The organism is Congregibacter sp., assembly GCF_045107095.1.
Lineage (GTDB): Bacteria > Pseudomonadota > Gammaproteobacteria > Pseudomonadales > Halieaceae > Congregibacter.
The window spans coordinates 1-20,389 of record NZ_JBGCFU010000033.1; the positions used below are offsets into that span (position 1 = coordinate 1).

General features: G+C 54.4%; 19 protein-coding genes. 9 read left to right on the forward strand and 10 right to left on the reverse strand.

What is annotated here, in order from left to right:
• The coding region (locus AB8B76_RS05775; protein ID WP_405271064.1) for a hypothetical protein at positions 1–758 on the reverse strand (758 nt) is incomplete at its 3' end.
• Between the two features lie 187 nt (positions 759–945).
• On the opposite strand from AB8B76_RS05775, the gene AB8B76_RS05780 reads away from it, so the two are divergent.
• Together AB8B76_RS05780 and AB8B76_RS05785 are read left to right on the forward strand one after the other, a co-directional pair.
• Positions 946–1,944 (forward strand): helix-turn-helix domain-containing protein, encoded by a 999-nt coding sequence (locus AB8B76_RS05780; protein WP_405271065.1) that lies wholly within the window; start codon positions 946–948, stop codon positions 1,942–1,944.
• Positions 1,945–2,109: 165 nt separating this feature from the next.
• A complete protein-coding gene (locus AB8B76_RS05785) occupies positions 2,110–3,471 on the forward strand; it encodes an amidohydrolase family protein (RefSeq protein ID WP_405271066.1) in 1,362 nt (453 codons plus the stop codon).
• Between the two features lie 891 nt (positions 3,472–4,362).
• On the opposite strand, the gene AB8B76_RS05790 is transcribed toward AB8B76_RS05785, so the two are convergent.
• The 7 genes from AB8B76_RS05790 to AB8B76_RS05820 form a co-directional block, all read right to left on the reverse strand.
• Positions 4,363–5,067 carry a DUF6498-containing protein gene (locus tag AB8B76_RS05790; RefSeq protein WP_405271067.1) on the reverse strand — a complete coding sequence of 235 codons (705 nt, stop codon included), beginning with the start codon at positions 5,065–5,067 and terminating at the stop codon, positions 4,363–4,365.
• Between the two features lie 150 nt (positions 5,068–5,217).
• The gene (locus AB8B76_RS05795) at positions 5,218–5,433 is read right to left on the reverse strand and encodes a hypothetical protein (protein ID WP_405271068.1); all 216 of its coding nucleotides are present in this window, start codon (positions 5,431–5,433) and stop codon (positions 5,218–5,220) included.
• Positions 5,434–5,527: 94 nt separating this feature from the next.
• Positions 5,528–6,862 (reverse strand): ribonucleotide-diphosphate reductase subunit beta, encoded by a 1,335-nt coding sequence (locus AB8B76_RS05800; RefSeq protein WP_405271069.1) that lies wholly within the window; start codon positions 6,860–6,862, stop codon positions 5,528–5,530.
• A gap of 128 nt (positions 6,863–6,990) precedes the next feature.
• Entirely contained in the window at positions 6,991–9,891 is a 2,901-nt protein-coding gene (locus tag AB8B76_RS05805; protein WP_405271112.1) for a ribonucleoside-diphosphate reductase subunit alpha, read from the reverse strand.
• 247 nt (positions 9,892–10,138) lie between these two features.
• Entirely contained in the window at positions 10,139–10,339 is a 201-nt protein-coding gene (locus AB8B76_RS05810; protein ID WP_405271070.1) for a hypothetical protein, read from the reverse strand.
• 322 nt (positions 10,340–10,661) lie between these two features.
• A complete protein-coding gene (argF, locus tag AB8B76_RS05815) occupies positions 10,662–11,570 on the reverse strand; it encodes an ornithine carbamoyltransferase (protein WP_405271071.1) in 909 nt (302 codons plus the stop codon).
• Complete coding sequence (locus tag AB8B76_RS05820) at positions 11,567–12,763, reverse strand: aspartate aminotransferase family protein (RefSeq protein WP_405271072.1); 1,197 nt, start codon at positions 12,761–12,763, stop codon at positions 11,567–11,569. The genes argF and AB8B76_RS05820 overlap by 4 nt, the downstream gene beginning before the upstream one ends.
• A gap of 227 nt (positions 12,764–12,990) precedes the next feature.
• Between AB8B76_RS05820 and grxD the strand changes: the two genes are divergently transcribed.
• Positions 12,991–13,311, forward strand: a complete 321-nt coding sequence (gene grxD / locus AB8B76_RS05825; protein ID WP_405271073.1) for a Grx4 family monothiol glutaredoxin — start codon at positions 12,991–12,993, stop codon at positions 13,309–13,311.
• Positions 13,312–13,357: 46 nt separating this feature from the next.
• On the opposite strand, the gene bfr is transcribed toward grxD, so the two are convergent.
• Together bfr and AB8B76_RS05835 are read right to left on the reverse strand one after the other, a co-directional pair.
• Entirely contained in the window at positions 13,358–13,843 is a 486-nt protein-coding gene (bfr, locus tag AB8B76_RS05830) for a bacterioferritin (protein WP_405271074.1), read from the reverse strand.
• Positions 13,844–14,143: 300 nt separating this feature from the next.
• Positions 14,144–14,356 carry a bacterioferritin-associated ferredoxin gene (locus AB8B76_RS05835; RefSeq protein ID WP_405271075.1) on the reverse strand — a complete coding sequence of 71 codons (213 nt, stop codon included), beginning with the start codon at positions 14,354–14,356 and terminating at the stop codon, positions 14,144–14,146.
• Positions 14,357–14,490: 134 nt separating this feature from the next.
• On the opposite strand from AB8B76_RS05835, the gene AB8B76_RS05840 reads away from it, so the two are divergent.
• From AB8B76_RS05840 to rodA, 6 genes are all read left to right on the forward strand, one after another.
• Positions 14,491–15,765: a glutamate-5-semialdehyde dehydrogenase gene (locus AB8B76_RS05840; protein ID WP_405271076.1), complete on the forward strand. Its 1,275-nt coding sequence runs from the start codon at positions 14,491–14,493 to the stop codon at positions 15,763–15,765.
• Complete coding sequence (nadD, locus tag AB8B76_RS05845) at positions 15,762–16,445, forward strand: nicotinate-nucleotide adenylyltransferase (RefSeq protein WP_405271077.1); 684 nt, start codon at positions 15,762–15,764, stop codon at positions 16,443–16,445. The genes AB8B76_RS05840 and nadD overlap by 4 nt, the downstream gene beginning before the upstream one ends.
• A gap of 63 nt (positions 16,446–16,508) precedes the next feature.
• On the forward strand, positions 16,509–16,892 hold the full coding sequence (gene rsfS / locus AB8B76_RS05850) for a ribosome silencing factor (protein ID WP_405271078.1): 384 nt from the start codon (positions 16,509–16,511) through the stop codon (positions 16,890–16,892).
• Complete coding sequence (rlmH, locus tag AB8B76_RS05855) at positions 16,892–17,362, forward strand: 23S rRNA (pseudouridine(1915)-N(3))-methyltransferase RlmH (protein ID WP_405271079.1); 471 nt, start codon at positions 16,892–16,894, stop codon at positions 17,360–17,362. Before rsfS ends, rlmH begins: the two co-directional genes overlap by 1 nt.
• A 27-nt stretch (positions 17,363–17,389) precedes the next feature.
• Complete coding sequence (gene mrdA / locus AB8B76_RS05860; RefSeq protein ID WP_405271080.1) at positions 17,390–19,231, forward strand: penicillin-binding protein 2; 1,842 nt, start codon at positions 17,390–17,392, stop codon at positions 19,229–19,231.
• Entirely contained in the window at positions 19,231–20,370 is a 1,140-nt protein-coding gene (gene rodA, locus AB8B76_RS05865) for a rod shape-determining protein RodA (RefSeq protein WP_405271081.1), read from the forward strand. Before mrdA ends, rodA begins: the two co-directional genes overlap by 1 nt.
• Positions 20,371–20,389 lie beyond the last annotated feature (19 nt).

Consider the following 20,389-nt stretch of genomic DNA (forward strand, 5'->3'; position numbering starts at 1 on the left):
TTAAAGTACTCACCCTCATTCACGAAGTTCTCGAAGCCGTCGAAGGGCCGAGACGGGTCGCCGTTGGTATCAGTGATGCCGCCGATAAGGTAGAAGTTGTCTCCGAGCATCGTGCCGTAGGCGACGCCGACAGCCGCGTCGCTAGGCAATCCGATTGCCGCACTTCCCGTGCTGAACGCCAGATTCATAAAGTGCAGCCAGGGACTTGCCAGCGCAAAGGCATCAACATAATCCGTAGCGTCCAGGACACCGGCGATCAGTACCGAGCGGCCATCGTTCATACGCTGGCGCCAGTACAGATTCTGCGTGCGAAAATTGCTGTCGTTGAAAGGCGCTTCCTGTAGGCCCACATATCCAAGCTCACCTAAAGAGAAATCGAACGGTGATACGTCGCCATAGGCGTGCCGGTGCTCGAACTTCCAAACAAGCGTTCCATTGTCTACATCGAACAAATCAAAGGTGCCGTACGCGCGGGCAATGCCGCCTGCTCCTTCGTTGTCGCCCAGGGTTTCATTAGCGGTGAGAACAACTGAGGTGTAGTCGACGCTCACAGTGAACCCATGATCATCTTTCAGATTTTGCTTCCAGGTATCCAAAGTCACACCAAAGTCGGTGTCGGTTTGATTCTCTACAGTGTTTGGTCCACCGAACGCCGGGGTGTTTTGCTCGTTAGCTGTGGCTGTGGCTGTGGCTGACAAAAACCCGGTCAAAATCCCAACAAAGATCGCGTTTGTGTGCAGCTGATTGAATGGTTTCACGCGATCGTACTCCAAGGTACTTGAATGAGCGGCAGCTTAATCGTCTTCAGGTGCACCAGCTTGACATATTTGGCGTCAACTGGTGTCAAGTATGGCAATATCGTCAACTATGACCACGACTTTGTTGATAAGTTTGCTCCGCCGTTAAGGCAAGCCTCAAATCCTTAAAACTATCGAGACCTAGCGAATGACTGGAAGTATGCCACTGATCCGGCTCGATACGGTTAACCCGTTCTTGATGGAAATGCGCAGAAGGGGGCTTGATGCCTCTGTGGCGCTGCGTTCCATGGAGTTGCCCGGGCGAACACCGGCAAGCGAAGACTTGTTCGTCGCGCCGCTCACAGTTTATGAACTGATAGAGCGTTGCGGAGATTTGTCCAAGGACCCGTGTTTTGGGTATGCGGTGGGTGCCAAGACCAGGCCAGATGCCTGGAGTCCATTGACCGCCGCGCTGTCTGTCTCAACTACCTTGGGTGAGCTTCTGTCACGCACTGTCGTCAACACCCACGATTACTCGTCTGCAACGCATTTTTTCGTCAACACGGGAAGTGCTAGAACGACCTTTGGGTTTGACCGTGCGATGGAGCCCGCGTTCACGCCAAGTCATTGCGACGCTTTTTATGTCGGCTTGATGACGCGTATCTTACAAAACGCCTTGGGCGACAAGTGGAGCGCGCACGAGGTGCTGTTCCATGTTTGTGATCCCAGCGCTGTGCCGCGCACAGCCGAAAGGCTACGTCTCGCAAAAGCCGATCGCCTGGGTGTCAAGATGAGTTTTCCCTCGGCCTGGTTGTTTGAACAACTGAGCTTCAGCGGTGTTAAAAGTAATGAAACAGATGCGCCGGTAGATGCTATGCCGGATAGTTTGGTCGAAGCAATGCGCATTGCTCTTCGTCCGCATGTTCACAAGCCCGATCTTAGTGCGGATGTTGCCGCCAAACTCTGTGGCTACAACCGCCGGCGACTGTCGAAAGACCTGCTAGGTAAAGGCACATCGATTTCCAGACAAATTGCCTTATTGCGTGCCGATGTCGCCAAAGGGCTTCTAGCGGACTCCGATGAGCGCGTGGCAGACATTGCTGAGTCCGTTGGTTATCTTGATGCGACTGTTTTTTCCCGGGCGTTTAAAAAGTGGACAGGGCAATCCCCCAAGGAATACAGGCAGTCACACCGTCTCAGCGCTTAAGCGTTCAAATGTGTTTGATGAGTGTGCAATTTGACGCCTTCGACCACGCTCAGGCGCTAAAAGTGCAAAGTCATCGTGTCTAACTGTGCATCGCCGTTATAAGCTTGTGACGCAAAAGTAATATTTTTCGAAGTAATCATTTGGGTTTGACCTACGGAGTAGTCAATGCGATCTCAACTTAAATTAGCCCTCTCGCTGGCACAGACCGCGCTGCTGAGCTGCGCAGTGTCGGTTAGTGCTCAGGACGACACAGCAACACAGACATTGTTTAAGAACGTTAACGTGTTCGATGGCTTTGCCGACGAGCTCGCAATGAACACCGATGTGTTGATCGAGGGCAATCACATTGTCGAAGTTGCGAAAAATATATCGGCGCCCGACGCAACGGTGATTGACGGCGGGGGCCGCACCTTGACGCCAGGTCTCATCGATATGCACACACACGTGACCTTTGAGACTACGGCTGGAACAAACGGCTTTAATGAGTATGACTTTGGCGGAGCGGGCGCCATGGGTGCACAGGCGCTGCGGGATAATATGTTGATGAGGGGCATTACCACTGCCCGGGATATTGCAGGTAATTCCCGAGGCATGGCCCGCTTGATTCAACGTGGCCAGCTTGTTGGGCCGCGCCTGTATACATCTGGGGGAGTGCTTTCTCCTACCGGTGGACACGGTGACTGGGGTGGTCCAACGGATACCAAGCGGAATCTCGATTATGGCGCAATGGTTGAGCAATCCTTCATCATCGAGGGTCGTGAGTCAGTCATCGAAGCCTCGCGCAGGAACTTTCGTAACGGAGCGCACTTCACCAAAGTCATGGCGGGCGGCGGCGTTGCCAGTCTCTATGATCCATTAGAAATTCTGTCGGCAACGCAGGATGAGGTCGAAGCTGCGGTTGAAATTGCGAGCGAGTATGGCACCTATGTAGCGGTTCACGCTTATACCGACGCTTCTTACAATCGCTCCTTGGATGCCGGGGTGCGGTCCTTTGAGCACGGTTTTCTGGTTTCTGAAGACATCGTCAAAAAGATGGCCAAAAAGAAACAGGACATCGCTTGGAGTTTCCAGTGTTTTATGAGCGTTGCCACCTTCGGTGACTACGATTCCATGCCCGGCTTTTTTACCCACGAGCAGAAATTGAAAGGCGTAGCCGTAGGCAAAGGCGCCAAAAATGCTGCTGCGCTTATGCTCAAGCACGATGTGTTCATGATTGGCGGGTCCGATATGTTTACACCTACATTCGGTCCTCGAATGAAGGAAGACATCACCTGCCGTACCAGTATGGTTGGCTATCCCGCTGCGCAAGCATTGAAAATGTCGACGGGCAACGCGGGCATTGTATTGAAGTGGTCTGATGTGCTGGATCCATACCCCACTTATGAGCTCGGCACTATTCGGCCGAATGCTTACGCGGACATCCTTCTGTGGGACGGTAACCCTCTGGACAACATCGATCTGATCCTTGATGAGAGCAAGCTGTCTCTGATCATGAAAGACGGCGTTATCTACAAAGATATTATGTAAAGAACTCCTAGGTGACAGGCTTGTATTGCCCGATTCCTAGCTGTGGTCAGGTGTGCACCAGTGTATCTATTCCCTGTTTCTGCCACGGCGAAGAGCATCGGCCGAGTCTGTCGTCATACAGGTTTGGTTGTGGCGTGATAGAGAGCTAGGAGCGTTCCGACGACCGAGATGCAGACGATTGCTTCGACCAGCATGAAACCAAGGTGTTGGTTCACCCAATGTGAATACAGACTAAAAAGAACAGTGAGGCCGTCCTCCAGGGGTAGGGGGACCAGGAATATGAGTAGCCCGGCTATTGAGGGATTCAAAAAACGCAGTAAAGTTGCCGCTGTAGTACTTGTATCGCCTGTTTTGCCGATATGCGTCATTGCCGGAGACTCAAACTCGTCTCGGAGTTTAGGAGGTAGAGTGCATGCGTGAAAAACTGCGGCAGGGCGGGAGATATACCGACACAGGCACTCACGCTTTTCTTTTTGACTCCCCTCACAGATGATCCGGGCGTGGAGAGACAAACGATTGGCCCTGGCCACCAGCTCCAGTCCAGGATCAGGCCTGTCCAGCGGATCGATGGCTGTGCTTTCGGTGAACCCTTCGAGGCATGTCGCAACACTCCCCGTTTTAGTGAAAATAACAGGGTGTTGCACTGATAAGGTGAATTCGCAACCCAAAGCGTAAGCGTGCGCTATTGTCTCCGATCTTCTGAGGATCAAGCGGGGTGATTCTGCCTCATAGCTGCCAAGCGTGCCGATGCCCTGTTTAGGAAATCGTAGCCCCTATTCTCGGGTTGCGTTTCTAGTTCATCGATTACTCTATCAATGAGGTCTGATAGCAGGAGGAATACGGCGTTATTCACATGTTAGCGGAAGTTCCATGATGAGCCAGTTGCTGCGCTCAGTTACCCCTCGCCCGCTGATGCTCCCGAACATGTAGAGCAACATCCAAACCGGTTTTTAGCCCGACAAGAACAATAAGTAAAAACAACGGCTGCCCCAGTGACAGGATCGCGAAGCTCCCTGCAATGATTGTTATGTGGAGGATTACTATGCGCTTGTAAGGTGCCGACATCAGACTTGTAACTGTCGCCGACTTCCGCTCTCCGGCGATCAAAAAATTACTGACGTAGGAATATCCGTGACTAATAAACAGGCCTATAAAGGCAATGATCCACTCCCGGGGCGCGAGGGAAAATACCTGCTCAATGACATCAAACAGTAGCTGCAGGAACACAAGAAACAAGGGCCAGGGTGGATCGTCGCCAAAGGACGCAGGGGCATCGAAGAGAAGGCTTAGGATGAAGAAACCGTGCACAGCGCAAAAGCCGCCATAGTGTATGGAGAAAAACATGGAGGGAAACACGGCGCTTAGGCCGCCTACGGTAGCCATTTTGAGGATGTTGTAGGCGCCAAGAACCAGGTTTTCGGACCAGTACAGAATGATGAGAGCCCCTACGTCCCAGTCAAATAAGATCACGCCGAGTAGCGGGAGCATGTTTGCCATCACCAGTAATGTGAGGCTTAGTCTTCGGCGGTGGCCTGCGTAGGTAGGGTAGGGGAGAGCTGTGTTGGGTGGGTCGTCCCGGGCTGTCATATTTGTCATTGGACGCCCGGCCTGTGTTCGTTGTTATAAATATGGGTTACTTATACGAGGGGGACAGTGTTCTTTCATGGAGGGGTTTGCCCCCACTCTCATTGTATGCGACGAGCACTTGTCGCGAGGCTCTCTTATAAAGAGCACTCGAAAAGAGTGCTAGTGCAGCGTTCTTCCGGGGCGCATGGCGTCACGAACTTCCATGTCCTCGGTGACTTCCTGTTCCTGAACAAAGTGACGGAGCCTGCCTACGACGCTGGTCATCACGTCGATGGTCTGACTGATCTGATCAAGAGCCATAAGAATGGTCTCGTTATCGTTTTGCTCCGGTTCTTGCTCGGGTTCTTGCTTTTGATCGAACTCTTTGTCGTTCATGCCATGCCTCGCAGAGAACTGCTGGAATGCTTCAAAGAGGCTGCCGGAACACCGTCACCGGCAGCCGTGTTGGTACTCAATCTCAAGTGAGCGCTCAATCCCAGGAAAGTGCGCCACCCGTTTGATACTCAATCACACGTGTCTCAAAGAAATTCTTCTCCTTTCGCAGGTCCATAATCTCGCTCATCCACGGAAAGGGGTTCTGTACGCCAGGGAATTGCTCAGGCAGTCCGATCTGTGAGAGGCGACGATTGGCGATGAACTGGAGATACTCTTCCATCATGGCCGCGTTCATACCCAGAACGCCGCGAGGCATGGTGTCTCTGGCGTACTCGATCTCAAGCTGGGTGCCTTCCAGAATCATCTGAATAGCTTCCTGCTTGAACTCTTCGGTCCAAAGGTGTGGGTTCTCAAGCTTGATCTGATTGATGACATCGATACCAAAGTTCAGGTGCATGGACTCATCACGGAGGATGTACTGAAACTGCTCCGCTACACCGGTCATCTTGTTGCGTCGGCCCATAGAGAGGATCTGAGTGAAGCCGCAGTAGAAGAAGATGCCTTCGGTTACCGCATAGAAGCCGATGAGATTGCGCAGCAGCGTTTGGTCAGACTCATGGGTTCCTGTGCGGAAGTTAGGGTCCGAAATCTCATGAGTATGGCTGATGCTCCAGGCCGCTTTCTTAGCGACCGAAGGCACTTCACGATACATATTGAAGACTTCACCTTCGTCCATGCCCAGTGACTCAATGCAGTACTGGTAGGCGTGAGTGTGAATGGCTTCTTCGAAAGCCTGTCGCAATAGGTACTGCCGGCACTCCGGATTGGTGATCAGGCGATAGACAGCGAGGACCAGGTTGTTGGCCACTAGGGAGTCAGCTGTTGAGAAGTAGCCGAGGCTACGCTCTACGATGCGGCGCTCATCATCGGTAAGGCCTTCGGGGTTCTTCCAGGTGGCGACGTCCGCGGTCATGTTGACCTCTTGGGGCATCCAATGGTTCGCGCAGCCATCGATGTACTTTTGCCACGCCCAGTCGTACTTGAACGGCACCAACTGGTTGAGATCTGCGCGACAGTTGATCATGGCCTTTTCGTCGATAGACACGCGTGCGGCGCCCATTTCGAGTTCTTCGAGGCCAGGCGCAACATCGAGATTACGCAGGCTTTCCGCCGCCGCATCGATGTTCGCCTTAACTTCGGGTGCTACTTCTTCGGTCGCTGCCGAGCTTGTGCTCGCCGCCGTGGTGGTTGCGGCTTCCGTTGCCGCTTCTACCGCTGGTGCTTCGCTTTGTGCTACCGCCTCGCTTGCTTCAGCGACCTCGGAGGCTGCGATTTCCGCTAGATTGGCGGCAGCTGCCTCAGCCATAGCAGGCTCTGGTGTGCTTATGTTGCCACCATCTTCTGCGTGGTAATCGTCCCAATTCAACATGTTGTCACTCCCTATTCTTTCTATGCTTTCTCTGTTTTTACAGGTTTGAAACCGTTAGTTGGTCGCCCCCACAGCGACCACGGCTCTTCTTTTATTAACGGATGCGGCTTCTCGGCGCGCTCCTGTGTTTACTGGCAGGCCTCGCAGTCCGGATCATCCAGTGAGCAGGCCAGTGGTACCGGTGCAGGTGTTGGCTCGGCGCTGGAAGATACGGCGTTGAGTTGCCCTGTATCGATGGTCGACTTCTCCGTTCCCGTGGCTGCCAAAGAGCGGAGGTAGTATGTCGTCTTGAGACCGCTGTACCAGGCCATGCGATAAGTGATATCCAGCTTCTTGCCGCTCGCATTGTTGATGTACAGGTTCAGTGACTGTGCCTGATCAATCCACTTCTGACGGCGGCTTGCGCACTCAACGATCCACTTGGGCTCTACCTCAAACGCATTCGAGTAGATGGCGCGCAAGTCAGCGGGGATTCGCTCAATAGACTGCACGCTACCGTCGTAATACTTGAGATCATTAACCATCACGCTGTCCCACAAGCCGCGGGCTTTCAGGTCGTTAACGAGGTAGGGGTTGACCACGGTGAACTCACCCGAGAGGTTCGACTTCACGTAGAGGTTTTGATAGGTCGGCTCAATGGACTGCGACACGCCAGTAATGTTGGCGATAGTCGCTGTCGGAGCGATTGCCATCACATTGGAGTTACGCATACCTCGAGTTTTTACGGCGTCGCGTAATGTGGCCCAATCCAGGGTCATGGAATCGTCTACTTTGATGTAGTCGCTGCCGCGCTCTTCGACGAGCTTGCTCAAAGAGTCGATAGGCAAGATGCCCTGGCTCCACAGTGAGCCCTCGTAGCTTGAGTAAGCACCACGTTCCTCGGCCAGCTTGCTGGAAGCATCGATGGCGTAGTAGCTAATCGCTTCCATGGAAAGGTCTGCGAAGGTAACGGCATCATCTGAGCCGTAAGCTATATGTTGCTTGTACAGCGCGTCCTGAAAACCCATGAGACCTAGACCAACTGGGCGGTGACGGAAATTGGAATTCCGCGCGGTATCCACCGAGTAGTAGTTAATATCGATCACGTTATCGAGCATGCGAACAGCGGTACGTACGGTCTCTGCCAGCTTCTCCAGGTTCAAGCCATTTTCATCAACGTGCTGTGGCAGGTTGACCGAACCCAGGTTACATACGGCGATCTCATCAGCATTTGTGTTGAGAGTGATCTCTGTACACAGGTTGGAAGAGTGCACTACACCGGCGTGTTGCTGGGGGCTGCGGAGGTTGCAAGGATCTTTGAAAGTCATCCAGGGGTGGCCCGTCTCGAACAACATGCCGAGCATCTTGCGCCACAGGTTTTGTGCTTTCACGGTCTTGAAGTACTTGAGGTCACCGCTGGCCGCCATCGCTTCGTAAGCGCTGTAACGCTCTTCGAAGGCCTTGCCGTAGAGGTCGTGGAGATCGGGAACGTCGTTGGGTGAGAAGAGAGTCCAATCACCATCGTCAAACACTCGCTTCATAAACAGATCGGGGATCCAGTTGGCGGTGTTCATGTCGTGAGTACGTCGTCGATCGTCGCCGGTGTTCTTACGCAGCTCGACAAACTCCTCGATATCCATGTGCCAGGTTTCAAGGTAGGAGCAGACCGCTCCCTTACGCTTGCCGCCCTGATTAACGGCTACCGCCGTATCGTTCACAACCTTGAGGAAAGGAACGACACCCTGCGACTTGCCGTTGGTACCTTTAATGTAGGAGCCCAGCGCGCGGACAGGCGTCCAGTCATTACCCAGCCCGCCAGCAAACTTGGAGAGCATGGCGTTGTCCTGAATTGCGCCATAGATGCCGTGAAGATCGTCGGGCACGGTGGTGAGGTAGCAGGAGGACAGCTGAGGGCGCAGTGTGCCGGCATTAAACAGCGTGGGTGTAGAGCTCATATAGTCGAAGGAGGAGAGCAGTCGGTAGAACTCTATCGCCCGTGCCTCGCGATCGTCTTCTTCTACGGCGAGACCCATGGCTACGCGCATGAAGAATATCTGCGGTAGTTCAAAACGCACTTCATCGCTGTGGATGAAGTAGCGGTCATACAGTGTTTGCAGGCCCAGGTAGGTGAATTGCAGATCCCGCTCAGGAAGAATAGCGGCGCCCATACGCTCAAGGTCGTAGTCAGCCAGTGTCGGGTCGAGTAACTCGAGCTCTACACCGCGCGCGATGTAGGCTGTCAGTGCCTGCCCATACAGGCGATCCATGTCGCCTTGGGTGGCGCTGTCCGCCACGCCGAGAAAGGTCAAAGCCTCGGTCCGCAGGTTGTCGCACAGTAGCCGAGCTGACGCGTAGGTGTAGTTGGGCTCTTGCTCGATCAGGGTTCGTGCCGTAATCACCAGTGAGGTAGAGAGCTCCTGCATGCTGACCCCGTCATAGAGGTTGCGCAGGGCTTCATCAAGGATTCGTGTTTCAGAAACATCGTCGAGTCCAGCGCAGGCTTCACTGACTACGATGTGCAGGCGTTCAAGGTCCAGTGGCGCCTTACTGCCGTCGGCCTGTACAACGTTGATGCGATCTGCGGCTTCCTGAGTCTCTGCTGAGAGAGATTGGCGAGCGGCGCGCTTGGTTGCCTGCTGCTCGCGGTAGATCACATAGTCCCGAGCAATTTTGTGCTCTCCGGCGCGCATGAGTGACAGTTCGACCTGGTCTTGTACATCCTCGATGTGGATTGTGCCGCCGGAAGGCATGCGCCGCTTGAATGTTGCGGTCACCATTTCAGTGAGCTTGGCCACTGTTTCGTGGATTCTGCTGGACGCTGCCGCGGTTCCACCCTCGACGGCTAGGAACGCTTTGGTGATTGCCACAGAAATTTTACTGGCCTCAAACGGTACTACCGTGCCATTACGCTTGATGACGCGTAGTTGGCCTGGTGCCGTTGCGGTGACTTCCGCAGTGCTTGCGCCGGCGGCATTGACTGCCTGTTGGGCCGATGCAGTATCAGTTACGTTCTCTGTGAGAGTTGCTTCCCCGCCCTGGCTGGTATGCATGGTCACTCGTGTTCACTCCTATAAACTCGGCTAACACCCATTGGGTTAACGCTTTTTGGTTTGTTGTTTTACGTTCTTTGACGCTTTTTACTAATTCGTCTTCTTATCAATTGGTCTTTTTTTTTGCTTCTCAGCTCGTTTCTAATTTCTCTGCTGTTCGCGTTTCTTCAAAACTTCTTCACATCGACTGCCACAAATCGGACGTTTCCGGTATTTAGGTGGCTTTTTGGTGACAATGGGTTCTTTTTTAGGGAAATACTTTTCCTTGACGAAGCAAGCTTTGAGGAAGCATCGCTGCGCCATTTATCTCGTTTTTAATGTTTTTCAGACCACGTTCCAGGTTTTTATGCTCTTTTTCGGAGACGATTCTGGCTTTTATCGGTGCTCGTTCTTCACTCGTTTTATCCCAATGCGTTGACTGAGCAAGCTTGGCGTCCTTTCTGCTCAAGCTGCGGACCGTTTTCGAATCGCTTGTCGAATCGCTTTTGGAATCACGGTCTGACCTGAAACGCTAGATATTGGGTTTGTCGTGCCGAATGGCTACAAGATAAAGCGGTCTTGGGGGGAAAGCAAGCGTATTAGCCTGAGTTTATCTTGTGGATAACTTGTTAGTTGCCGCTGATGTCTGTGCTTACTAACCCCAGAGGCCAAATAACTATCAAAATCTGGGGGATTGCCTGGTGTATTTTGTCCGATGGGGGCTTTGGACCGATTTCTTATAAGCCGTGCTTTGGCTATGCGCACTGGTTATTTGTCGACTCTCGCCGCGCCTATTTGTTCGTCAGTAGGTGTTCGATTAGCGCTTTCTGGGCGTGCAGGCGGTTTTCTGCTTCCTCCCAGATTACCGTTCCCGTCGCGTCCATCAATTCGGCGCTGATCTCTTCCCCTCGATGGGCCGGAAGACAGTGCATATAGAGAGCGTCGGGCGCAGCTTTACTCAGAAGTTCAGCGTTTAACTGAAACGGGGCCATAGCCGCCTCGCGACGCGCCTGTTCTTCTTCTTGACCCATCGACGCCCATACGTCAGTGACTAGCAAGGACGCGCCTGCCACAGCACCGAGCGGTTCATGAAAGACGGTAACCCGGTCGCTGTTGTCACGGAGCAGCTCTTCTTGGGGCTCGAAACCCTCAGGGCAGGCAATATGGAGTTTAAAGTCGAATTGCCGCGCGGCGTTGATGTAGGAATGGCACATGTTGTTGCCGTCACCGAGCCAGCAAACCGTTTTGCCCTGAATCGAACCGCGATGTTCTCGGTACGTCTGCATATCCGCCAATAATTGGCAGGGATGAAAGTCATCCGTGAGTGCATTGATGACCGGCACGCTGGAGTTGGCGGCAAAGCGCTCCACTATGTCGTGTCCAAAGGTGCGAATCATCACGATATCCACCATGGAGGAGATTACCCGTGCGCTATCTTCGATGGGCTCTCCGCGACCTAGCTGTGTATCACTGGGCGAAAGAAACATCGCGTGGCCACCCATCTGCGCCATTCCCGCCTCAAAAGACACGCGAGTTCGCGTCGATGACTTGGCAAAGATCATCGCCATCACGCTGCCTGAGAATTGCGGTGAGGGTTCGCCGGCTCGGTGTGCCGTTTTGAGCGCTATTGCTCGATCGATGAGGGCGTCGAGTTCCTTCGGCGATAAATCCAGAAGAGTTAGGAAATGCTGATTGCTCACGCGACACCTTCTTTGCTTGGTTTGTTAGTTAGCCAGTTGTCAACGACACCGGCGAGCGTTTCGCCCAGCTGATGCCCCTGTTCGTTGCTCATTACCAGCGGTGGTAGAAGTCTGATTGTTCGTCCGGCAGTGACATTGATGAGTAGACCCGCATCGAGGGCCAATGCTACTAATTCGGCGCAGTCACGCTGTAGTTCTATACCAATCATCAATCCCGCGCGGCGGTATTGAGCTACGGCGTCATCATGATTTAGGGCTTGTCTGAAGCTTGTCTCGATGAGCTCGCCCAGCGGTTGGGCGCGCTCCTGCAGCTGCTCTTCCTCCAGGGCCTGCAGTACAGCACCTGCAGCAGCACAGGCTAGCGGGTTGCCTCCGTAGGTAGAGCCATGGTGCCCCGGCGCGAAGGTATGTGCCGCCTCGCCCCGTGCCAGGCACGCACCAATCGGCATTCCGTTGCCCAGCGCTTTCGCGGTGCTAACTATGTCAGGCGCGATGTCAATCTGTTGGTGGTAAAAGTAACTGCCCGTGCGACCGTTACCGGACTGAACCTCGTCGAATATCAGCAGCCAACCTTGCTCTTTGCAGAGCTTTGCAGCTGCGTTGAGGTAGTCCAGATCCAGGGGGTGTATGCCACTTTCACCCTGCACCGGTTCGAGCATCAACGCAGCGATGTCGCCATGGTTGTGCGCGAGTGCTTGCAGGGCATGGAGGTCGTTGCGAGGCGCGCGCAAAAAGCCGCTTACCAGGGGGCCGAAGCCTGTCTGTATTTTTTCATTGCCTGTGGCCGACAGGGTGGCGAGCGTGCGGCCGTGAAAGGCGCCCTCTAAAACAACTATCTGCGGGCGTTCGATGCCTTTTTGATGAGCATGTAAGCGCGCCAACTTAATTGCGGCTTCGTTGGCCTCGGCGCCGGAGTTACTAAAGAATACTCGCTCCATACCTGCACGACGCGTGAGCGCTTCGCCCACGCGTTCCTGTAGATCGATTTGATAGATATTGGAGCAGTGCAGCAGCGAGGACGCTTGCTCTGTAATCGCAGCGGTGACACGAGGATGCGCGTGTCCCAGATTGGTGACAGCAATGCCCGACAGCCCGTCGAGAAAGCTCCTTCCTTCGCTATCGAACAACTCGGCGCCCCGGCCGTGAGAAAAGCTCACGGGAAGCGGGGAATAGGTACTCATCAAAGCCGACATGGCATTGTCCAGGTTAGGGTCGGTTGGCAGTTCGGTGGGTCTCGCAGCTGTGCTGGAAAATTCGCGAGTCCCAAAAAGCAAAAATGGCCGCTCTGACGCAGCCACAGCAAAACTATAGCTATTCTTTTCTGGCCTGACAATTTTTGGAGTATGGGTACGCCGTGGCACTGGCTATACTAAAAGAAGTAAAATGCTCTGCTATTGAGACAACTTAAAGGATCGACAGCATGGACGTAATGGAGCAAATCAAGGAACAGGTTGAGCAGAATCAGGTTCTGCTTTACATGAAGGGGTCGCCGAATCAGCCGCAGTGCGGTTTTTCTGCGCGGGTTGTGCAGGCTCTCATGGCCTGTGGTCAGCGTTTTGCTTACGTAGACATTCTCAGCAATCCGGAGATTCGTTCAAACCTGCCCACTTATGCGAATTGGCCGACGTTCCCTCAGCTCTGGGTAAAAGGCGAGCTGATTGGTGGTTGTGACATCGTCACCGAAATGCACGAAAAGGGTGAGCTTGAGCCTTTGGTACGTGAGGCGGCCGAAGCAGCCTGATATTTGCAAATTGCAGGGCCCCTTGGGCCCTGCAAATAGTTTGCCTTCAGGCGACGGGCTTGACGGTGTTCATTGCCGTTTGCAGATAGTTTTGTATACCCACCTTATCGATGAGACTTAGCTGGGTCTCCAGCCAATCGACGTGTTCTTCTTCTGCATTGAGAATGCTTACTACCAAGTCCCGGGAGACGTAGTCCCCAACACTCTCGCAATACGCGGCTGCATCCTTTAGATCTTTATGGGCGATGTGCTCGAGCTTGAGGTCGCACTCCATCATTTCCTGGGTGTTTTCCCCGATCATTAATCTGCCAAGATCCTGCAGATTAGGGAGTCCCTCCAAAAACAAAATGCGCTCCACTAGCTGGTCGGCGTGCTTCATTTCGTCGATGGACTCGTGATACTCGTGGTCTGCAAGCTCCACAAGGCCCCAGTCCTTGTACATTCGAGCGTGAAGAAAATACTGGTTAATCGCCACAAGTTCGTTGCCGAGGATGCGGTTTAAATGCTCTATGACTGTAGGGTCACCTTTCACTGTGGGGGGCTCCTTTTTCACTCTCTGAATGATGTCGTGAATCGTGTAGTAATGGTTTAGTCACTGTTTTCGCTACTGCCTTAAAACCTGTTGCAACACCAGGATTCTGAAGCGGCGATTTCTTGCTATCTGCTGACACGCCTTTAAGCGCCGCTTAAAGTCGGCATGTAACCAACGGAGAAATTGTAGCGTCTTGTTAAGAGCGGCTACCAGCTAAATTGTCGATAACACAAATGACACGCATTCCGAATCAAGAATACGTAGCCAACACAGATCAGCAAATGGGTTTGATGCGGGTCGTTAAGCGGGTGACGCAGCGGAATAGAAGAGACCATCGCTGATGGGTGGCGGGCTAGCGTTATCCTGGAGAAGACTGAGGGCGTGGTCAGTACAGCTTCCGCATTGACTCGCTACGCCAAGCTCGTCTCTGAGAGACTGCAAGGTGTTGGCGCCGCCGGCCACGGCTGAACGAATCTGCTTGTCAGTGATGCCATTGCAGATGCAAACGTACATGCTTTTCCTGCTCTTGATATGACTGGAAGCCGTAACGTATTCCAAATGAGAATAGTTGTCAATAGTGTTTGCAAGCCATTCTTGTGTCCTGAGCTCGGGTATAATTCGTCGGTACTTTTATTGAGACAAACGTCATGAATGCCGTGACCCCTGCAGATGTGAGCACTGAAGTGCGCGATATGGCCCTTAGCGCCCGTGTCGCGGCGCGAAAGCTCGTCGCCTCTGCGAGCGATGCCCGAAATCAAGCTCTGTACGCAGCTGCTGCTTTTCTTGACGAGCGCCGGGAAGCGTTGCGCGAGGCGAACGCGAAGGATATGCAGCGCGCGCGAGAGGCAGATTTGGATTCAGCCTTATTGGATCGCCTGGAACTTACCGATGATCGCATCGACGCAATGCTGGATGGTCTGCGGCAGGTCGCTGCATTACCGGATCCTGTGGGTGAGATTCGCGACATGCGTACGCGCCCCTCAGGTATTCGGGTAGGCAAAATGCGCGTTCCCCTTGGCGTTATCGGCATCATTTATGAGTCTCGGCCCAATGTGACGGCGGATGCAGCGAGTCTGTGCGTCAAATCGGGCAATGCGGCGATTCTTCGCGGCGGTTCCGAGGCGCTGCATTCTAACGCCGTGATTGCGGCCGCTATGTCCGATGGTCTGCTGTCGGCGGGTTTGGATGGCACATCAGTGCAGCTCGTACAGACTCGCGATCGCGCGGCCGTGGGAGCGCTTCTGGGCCTTGAGGGTTTGATTGATGTGGTTATTCCCCGCGGAGGAAAGAGTCTCGTCGAGCGCATAAGCAAGGAAGCTCGCGTTCCAGTGATAAAGCATCTCGACGGCGTTTGTCATGTATACGTAGACGCTGGCGCGGATGCGGAGATGGCTCTGGCCATTGCAGTCAACGCCAAGACTCATCGTTATGGCACCTGTAACACCATGGAGACCTTGTTGGTGCATCAACAGGAGGCTGCCTCACTACTCCCGCGTCTGGCGGAGGCCTACGCTAAGGCGTCCGTTGAGCTACGTGGCTGTGAACGTACCCTGGCCTTTCTTCCCGATGCGACGCCCGCTAGTGAGGACGATTGGGTAACGGAGTATCTGGGTCCTATCCTGTCGATCCGTGTTGTCGATGATATCGATGCGGCGATGGAGCATATTGCTCGCTACGGTTCGGGCCACACCGAAGCGATTGTGACGTCCGATTATCTGCGTTCGCAGCGGTTTCTTCGCGAAGTAGATTCCGCATCCGTCATGGTCAATGCATCGACACGCTTCGCTGATGGTTTTGAATACGGTTTGGGTGCAGAGATTGGTATCTCTACCGATAAGCTGCACGCTCGAGGCCCCGTGGGACTTGAGGGGCTTACTTCGGAAAAGTATGTCGTCTTAGGCGAAGGACAGATTCGCCGTTGAGTGAAGTATCCGGGGAGACGTTGACCTATCCGGAGCGCGGTGGCGCGGTCGGGGTGTTTGGCGGAACATTCAATCCCATCCACTTTGGCCATTTGCGCTCGGCCCTGGAATTACTCGAGGCTTTGCCGCTAGCGCAATTGCGTTTCATGCCGGCGAGCGAGCCCCCCCATCGAGCATCGCCGCAGGTCAGTGCCGAAGATCGCGCGGCCATGGTGGAGCGCGCAATAGCGGGCGAATCGCGTTTTGTTTGTGATCGACGGGAGCTTGATCGTGAGGGTCCATCCTATACCGTTGCGAGTCTCGAAGAGCTCAGACAGGAGTTGGGCGATGAGCGGGGCATCTGTCTGATCATGGGCTGTGACGCACTTCTAGGCTTACCTGGCTGGCACCGTTGGGAGGAACTTTTGAGCCTGGCGCATCTGGTGATTATGGCGAGACCCGGTTGGATTTTTCCCGACCAGGGGATTCTCGGATCGCTTATGCGGGACCACGCAGGCGCTGCAGAAGATCTTGTTCGCGAGCCGGCGGGAAGCTTGGTTACACAGACACTGCGTCCGCAGGATATCTCGGCCACAAACATTCGCGCCCTGTTACAATCAGGGCTTTCCGCACGCTATCTCCTTCCCGAGAGCGTGCTTGCATACATCGCCGAGCGTGGTCTCTACGCAAAGCAGGAGTAACGGGCTATCACCCCTAAAGACAAAGCAACAGATAAATCCACAGCGCTCTCCACACAGGAGATCATGGGCCTGGTGGCGGAAGCCTTGGAAGACCTTAAAGGCGTTAACCCGGTAACCCTTGATGTACGTGAGCTCAGCAACGTCATGGATTACCTTGTTATCTGCAGCGGAACATCGAGCCGCCACGTGAAGTCTCTCGCGGATAACGTGTCCCGCATGGCCAAGGCTGCCGGGCATATGCCCATGGGCGTGGAAGGCGAAGACGCTGGAGAGTGGGTGCTCGTGGATCTGGGCGATGTCGTCGTGCACGTTATGCAGCCGGCGACGCGTGATTTCTATGATTTGGAACGACTTTGGGTGCACAGTGCCGCTGCTGCCGATGACAACGGCGACAGCGATAACAACAAAGTTTGGGGTGGCGACAGTTCGGACAGCGACTCCGACTGATGCGCGTTAATGTCCACTCGGTGGCAGGCAAGATGCCGCGCTGGGTCGACACAGCCGTCGGTGAATACGAAAAACGCCTCCCCCGAGAACTCAAACTGCAATGGCGCGATGTACCGCTTGCCGCGCGCGGCACTAACTCCAATGCCGAGCAGTTAAAGGAGCGCGAAGGGGTGGCGATGCTAAAAGGCGTCAGCACCTCGGATCATTGCGTAGCTCTGGACGGTCGGGGGAAGCCCTGGACCACCGAAGAACTGGCAAAACAGCTTGAGCAGTGGATGATGCAAGGACAGGACTTGAGTCTCCTGATAGGCGGTCCAGACGGCTTGTCTGATGCTTGTTTTGCCGCTGCACGTCAGCGTTGGTCCCTAGGCCCTTTGACCCTTCCGCACCCCTTGGTGAGAGTAGTTTTAGCTGAACAGTTGTATCGCGCTTGGACAATCACCATTGGACACCCCTATCATCGCGCCTGATATCTGCGACGTCTCTAGCATGGACCTATGGCCTCCCGCGTAGTTCTTAAAGATACCCAACGCGAACAGCGCATTTTTGGCGCCCGTAGTCTGGTGGCTCTGGTGTTTGTAGTGGCGTTACTGGGAGTGTTGCTGGCGAGATACTACAGCCTGCAAATCAACGACTTCGAAGCCTACAGCACGGCGTCCGAGCGCAACCGAGTGCAGCTGCAACCGCTGCCGCCCAAACGCGGTCTTATCTATGACCGCAACGGTGTGCTGCTGGCGGACAATCGTCCCAGTTACACACTCTCGCTGATCGTAGAGCGCGTCGACGATCTGGATGAGACTCTCGCCGCTCTCGCAGAGCTTGTGGTTATCGAAGAGAGTGATCTCGAGAAATTTCACAACCGTGTACGGCAGCGCAGACCCTACGACCCAGTGCCCCTGCGTTTTCGTCTCAATGACGTGGAACAGGCTTACATCGCCGTCAATAAGCATCGCCTTCCCGGGGTAACTGTCGAGGCTCAATTGCAGCGCTTTTACCCTCATGGTGAGCTGTTCGCCCATGCCCTTGGCTATGTGGGGCGTATCAATGCACAGGAGATGGCGAGCATTGATCAGGCGGACTACCGGGGCACCTTTCATATTGGAAAAATCGGTATCGAGCGACGCTACGAAAATGAATTGCACGGTACCGTGGGTTATCAGACTGTAGAGACAAACGCCCATGGCCGTGTGCTTAGGGTGTTGGAGCGATTTGATCCCAGTCCCGGCGAGGACCTGATTCTGCATCTCGACTACGACTTGCAGCGAGTGGCCCACGAGCAGCTGGCGGGGCGGCGTGGTGCGGTGGTGGCAATCGATCCATTGACGGGAGGCGTTCTGGCCTTGGTCAGCACGCCGTCTTTTGACAGCAATTTGTTTGTTAATGGTATTAGTAGCCGCAACTACAATGCTCTGCGGGATTCACCGGATGTGCCGCTGTTTAATCGCACGGTGCAAGGTCAATATCCGCCGGGCTCTACGGTCAAACCGATGATCGCCATGGCTGGTCTTGAAGCCGGCCTCATCGATCCCTTGTTCACGGTGCCGGACCCCGGCTGGTATCGATTACCCGGCGATCGTCGCCGCTACCGGGACTGGATTCTGCGTATCCGCGGCACCGGTCACGCCCCGGAAGTCGATTTGAAGATGGCCTTGGCTGAATCTTGCGATGTGTACTTTTACGATCTTGCACGGCGTTTGACCGTTGATGGTATTCACGATTATCTCGATCACTATGGGCTGGGTCGTCGCACAGGCATAGATACCACCGCGGAGCGCTCGGGAGTCTTGCCCTCAACCGCGTGGAAGCGTTCGACGCTCAGCGAGACCTGGTATCCCGGTGAGACGCTAAGTGTCGGTATCGGTCAGGGGTACATGCTGGCGACTCCGCTTCAGCTAGCTGTGGCAACTTCGGTGCTTGCGACCCACGGTGAGCACCGCGAGCCGCGTCTGGTGCAATGGCTTGGTGATGAGCCTCTGGAAGCTCCCATGGTGGAGCCGCTTATGGCCGATGGCGCAAATTGGGACGCGGTGGTTGAGGGTATGCGGGAAGTCGTGCATGGCCGTCGCGGTACTGCCAAAGCGATCGCAAAAGGTATGGATTACGAGATGGCCGGAAAAACCGGCACGGCTCAGGTGATCGGCATCGCACAAGACGCTGTCTACAACGAAGACGAAATTGATGAACGCCATCGCAACCACGGTTTGTTTATCGCCTTCGCGCCTCTCGATGCCCCCACTATTGCGGTGGCGGTGATCGTTGAGAACGGTGGCGGCAGTAGTGCGGCCTACCCTATTGCCAGAGCGGTGGTAGATGCCTGGCTCGATAGGGAGCCGAGCTAGTGTCTGAATACGTTCGCCAGATGCCCGAGAACGTCGGGCCTCTGACTCGATCAACAGGGGTTGCCACAAAGCTTCACGTCGACGCACCGCTTTTGGTTTTACTGATGCTGCTCACAGCCTATGGGCTGGTTGTGCTTTACAGTGCTTCGGGGCAAAGCGTGGATGCCGTGGTACGCCAGGGTCGGTACTTTTTATTGGCCTATGTAGTGATGTTTGTGATGGCCCAGTTCAGTCCCGTGCGTTGGTCGCGCTGGTCTCCCTGGGGGTACCTTTTGGGCGTATCTTTCTTGGCGGCGGTGGCGGTTGCCGGTGTCGGCGCCAAGGGTGCTCAGCGCTGGCTCGAGCTTGGTGGCTTTCGTTTTCAGCCCTCAGAGATCATGAAATTGGGCGTTCCTATGACCATAGCCTGGTATCTTGGGTCTCGCGTGTTACCGCCGGCTTCACGCCACATTGCTGTGTGCCTGCTGCTCATCGCTATCCCCTGTGGCCTGATTATTCGCCAACCGGATCTTGGGACCTCTCTGTTGATCGGCGCTTCGGGGCTGTTTGGCATATTTATGGCGGGCATCAGCTGGCGCTTCATTTTTGGCACGGTGTTAGTGGCCATTTTTTCTGCCTGGCCAGCCTGGATGTTTCTTCTCGAGGATTATCAGAAGCAGCGGATCCTGACGTTACTCAATCCCGAAAGTGACAAGCTCGGCGCCGGATGGAACATCATTCAATCCAAAACGGCGATTGGCTCTGGCGGCTGGACCGGTAAGGGTTGGACCCAGGGCACGCAATCTCAGCTGGACTTCCTCCCCGAGAGTCATACCGATTTCATCATTGCCGTGCTTGCTGAAGAGTTTGGACTCAAGGGCGTGCTGTTGCTTCTTGGTCTGTACATTTTGATCCTGTTGAGAGCGTTTTGGATCGGTCTGTATGCACAAAGTAGCTACGGTCGCATACTTTGCGGGAGTATTACGCTGACTTTCTTTGTCTACATCTTTGTTAACATGGGAATGGTTGCCGGCCTGCTCCCGGTGGTGGGAGTTCCTCTGCCGTTGGTGAGCGCAGGCGGTACATCGGTGGTGACCCTCATGGCTGGATTTGGGCTGCTCATGGCAGTCAGTACCGAGAAGCGTGTGGTGGGGCAGTAACAGATGGCTATATCCCCCA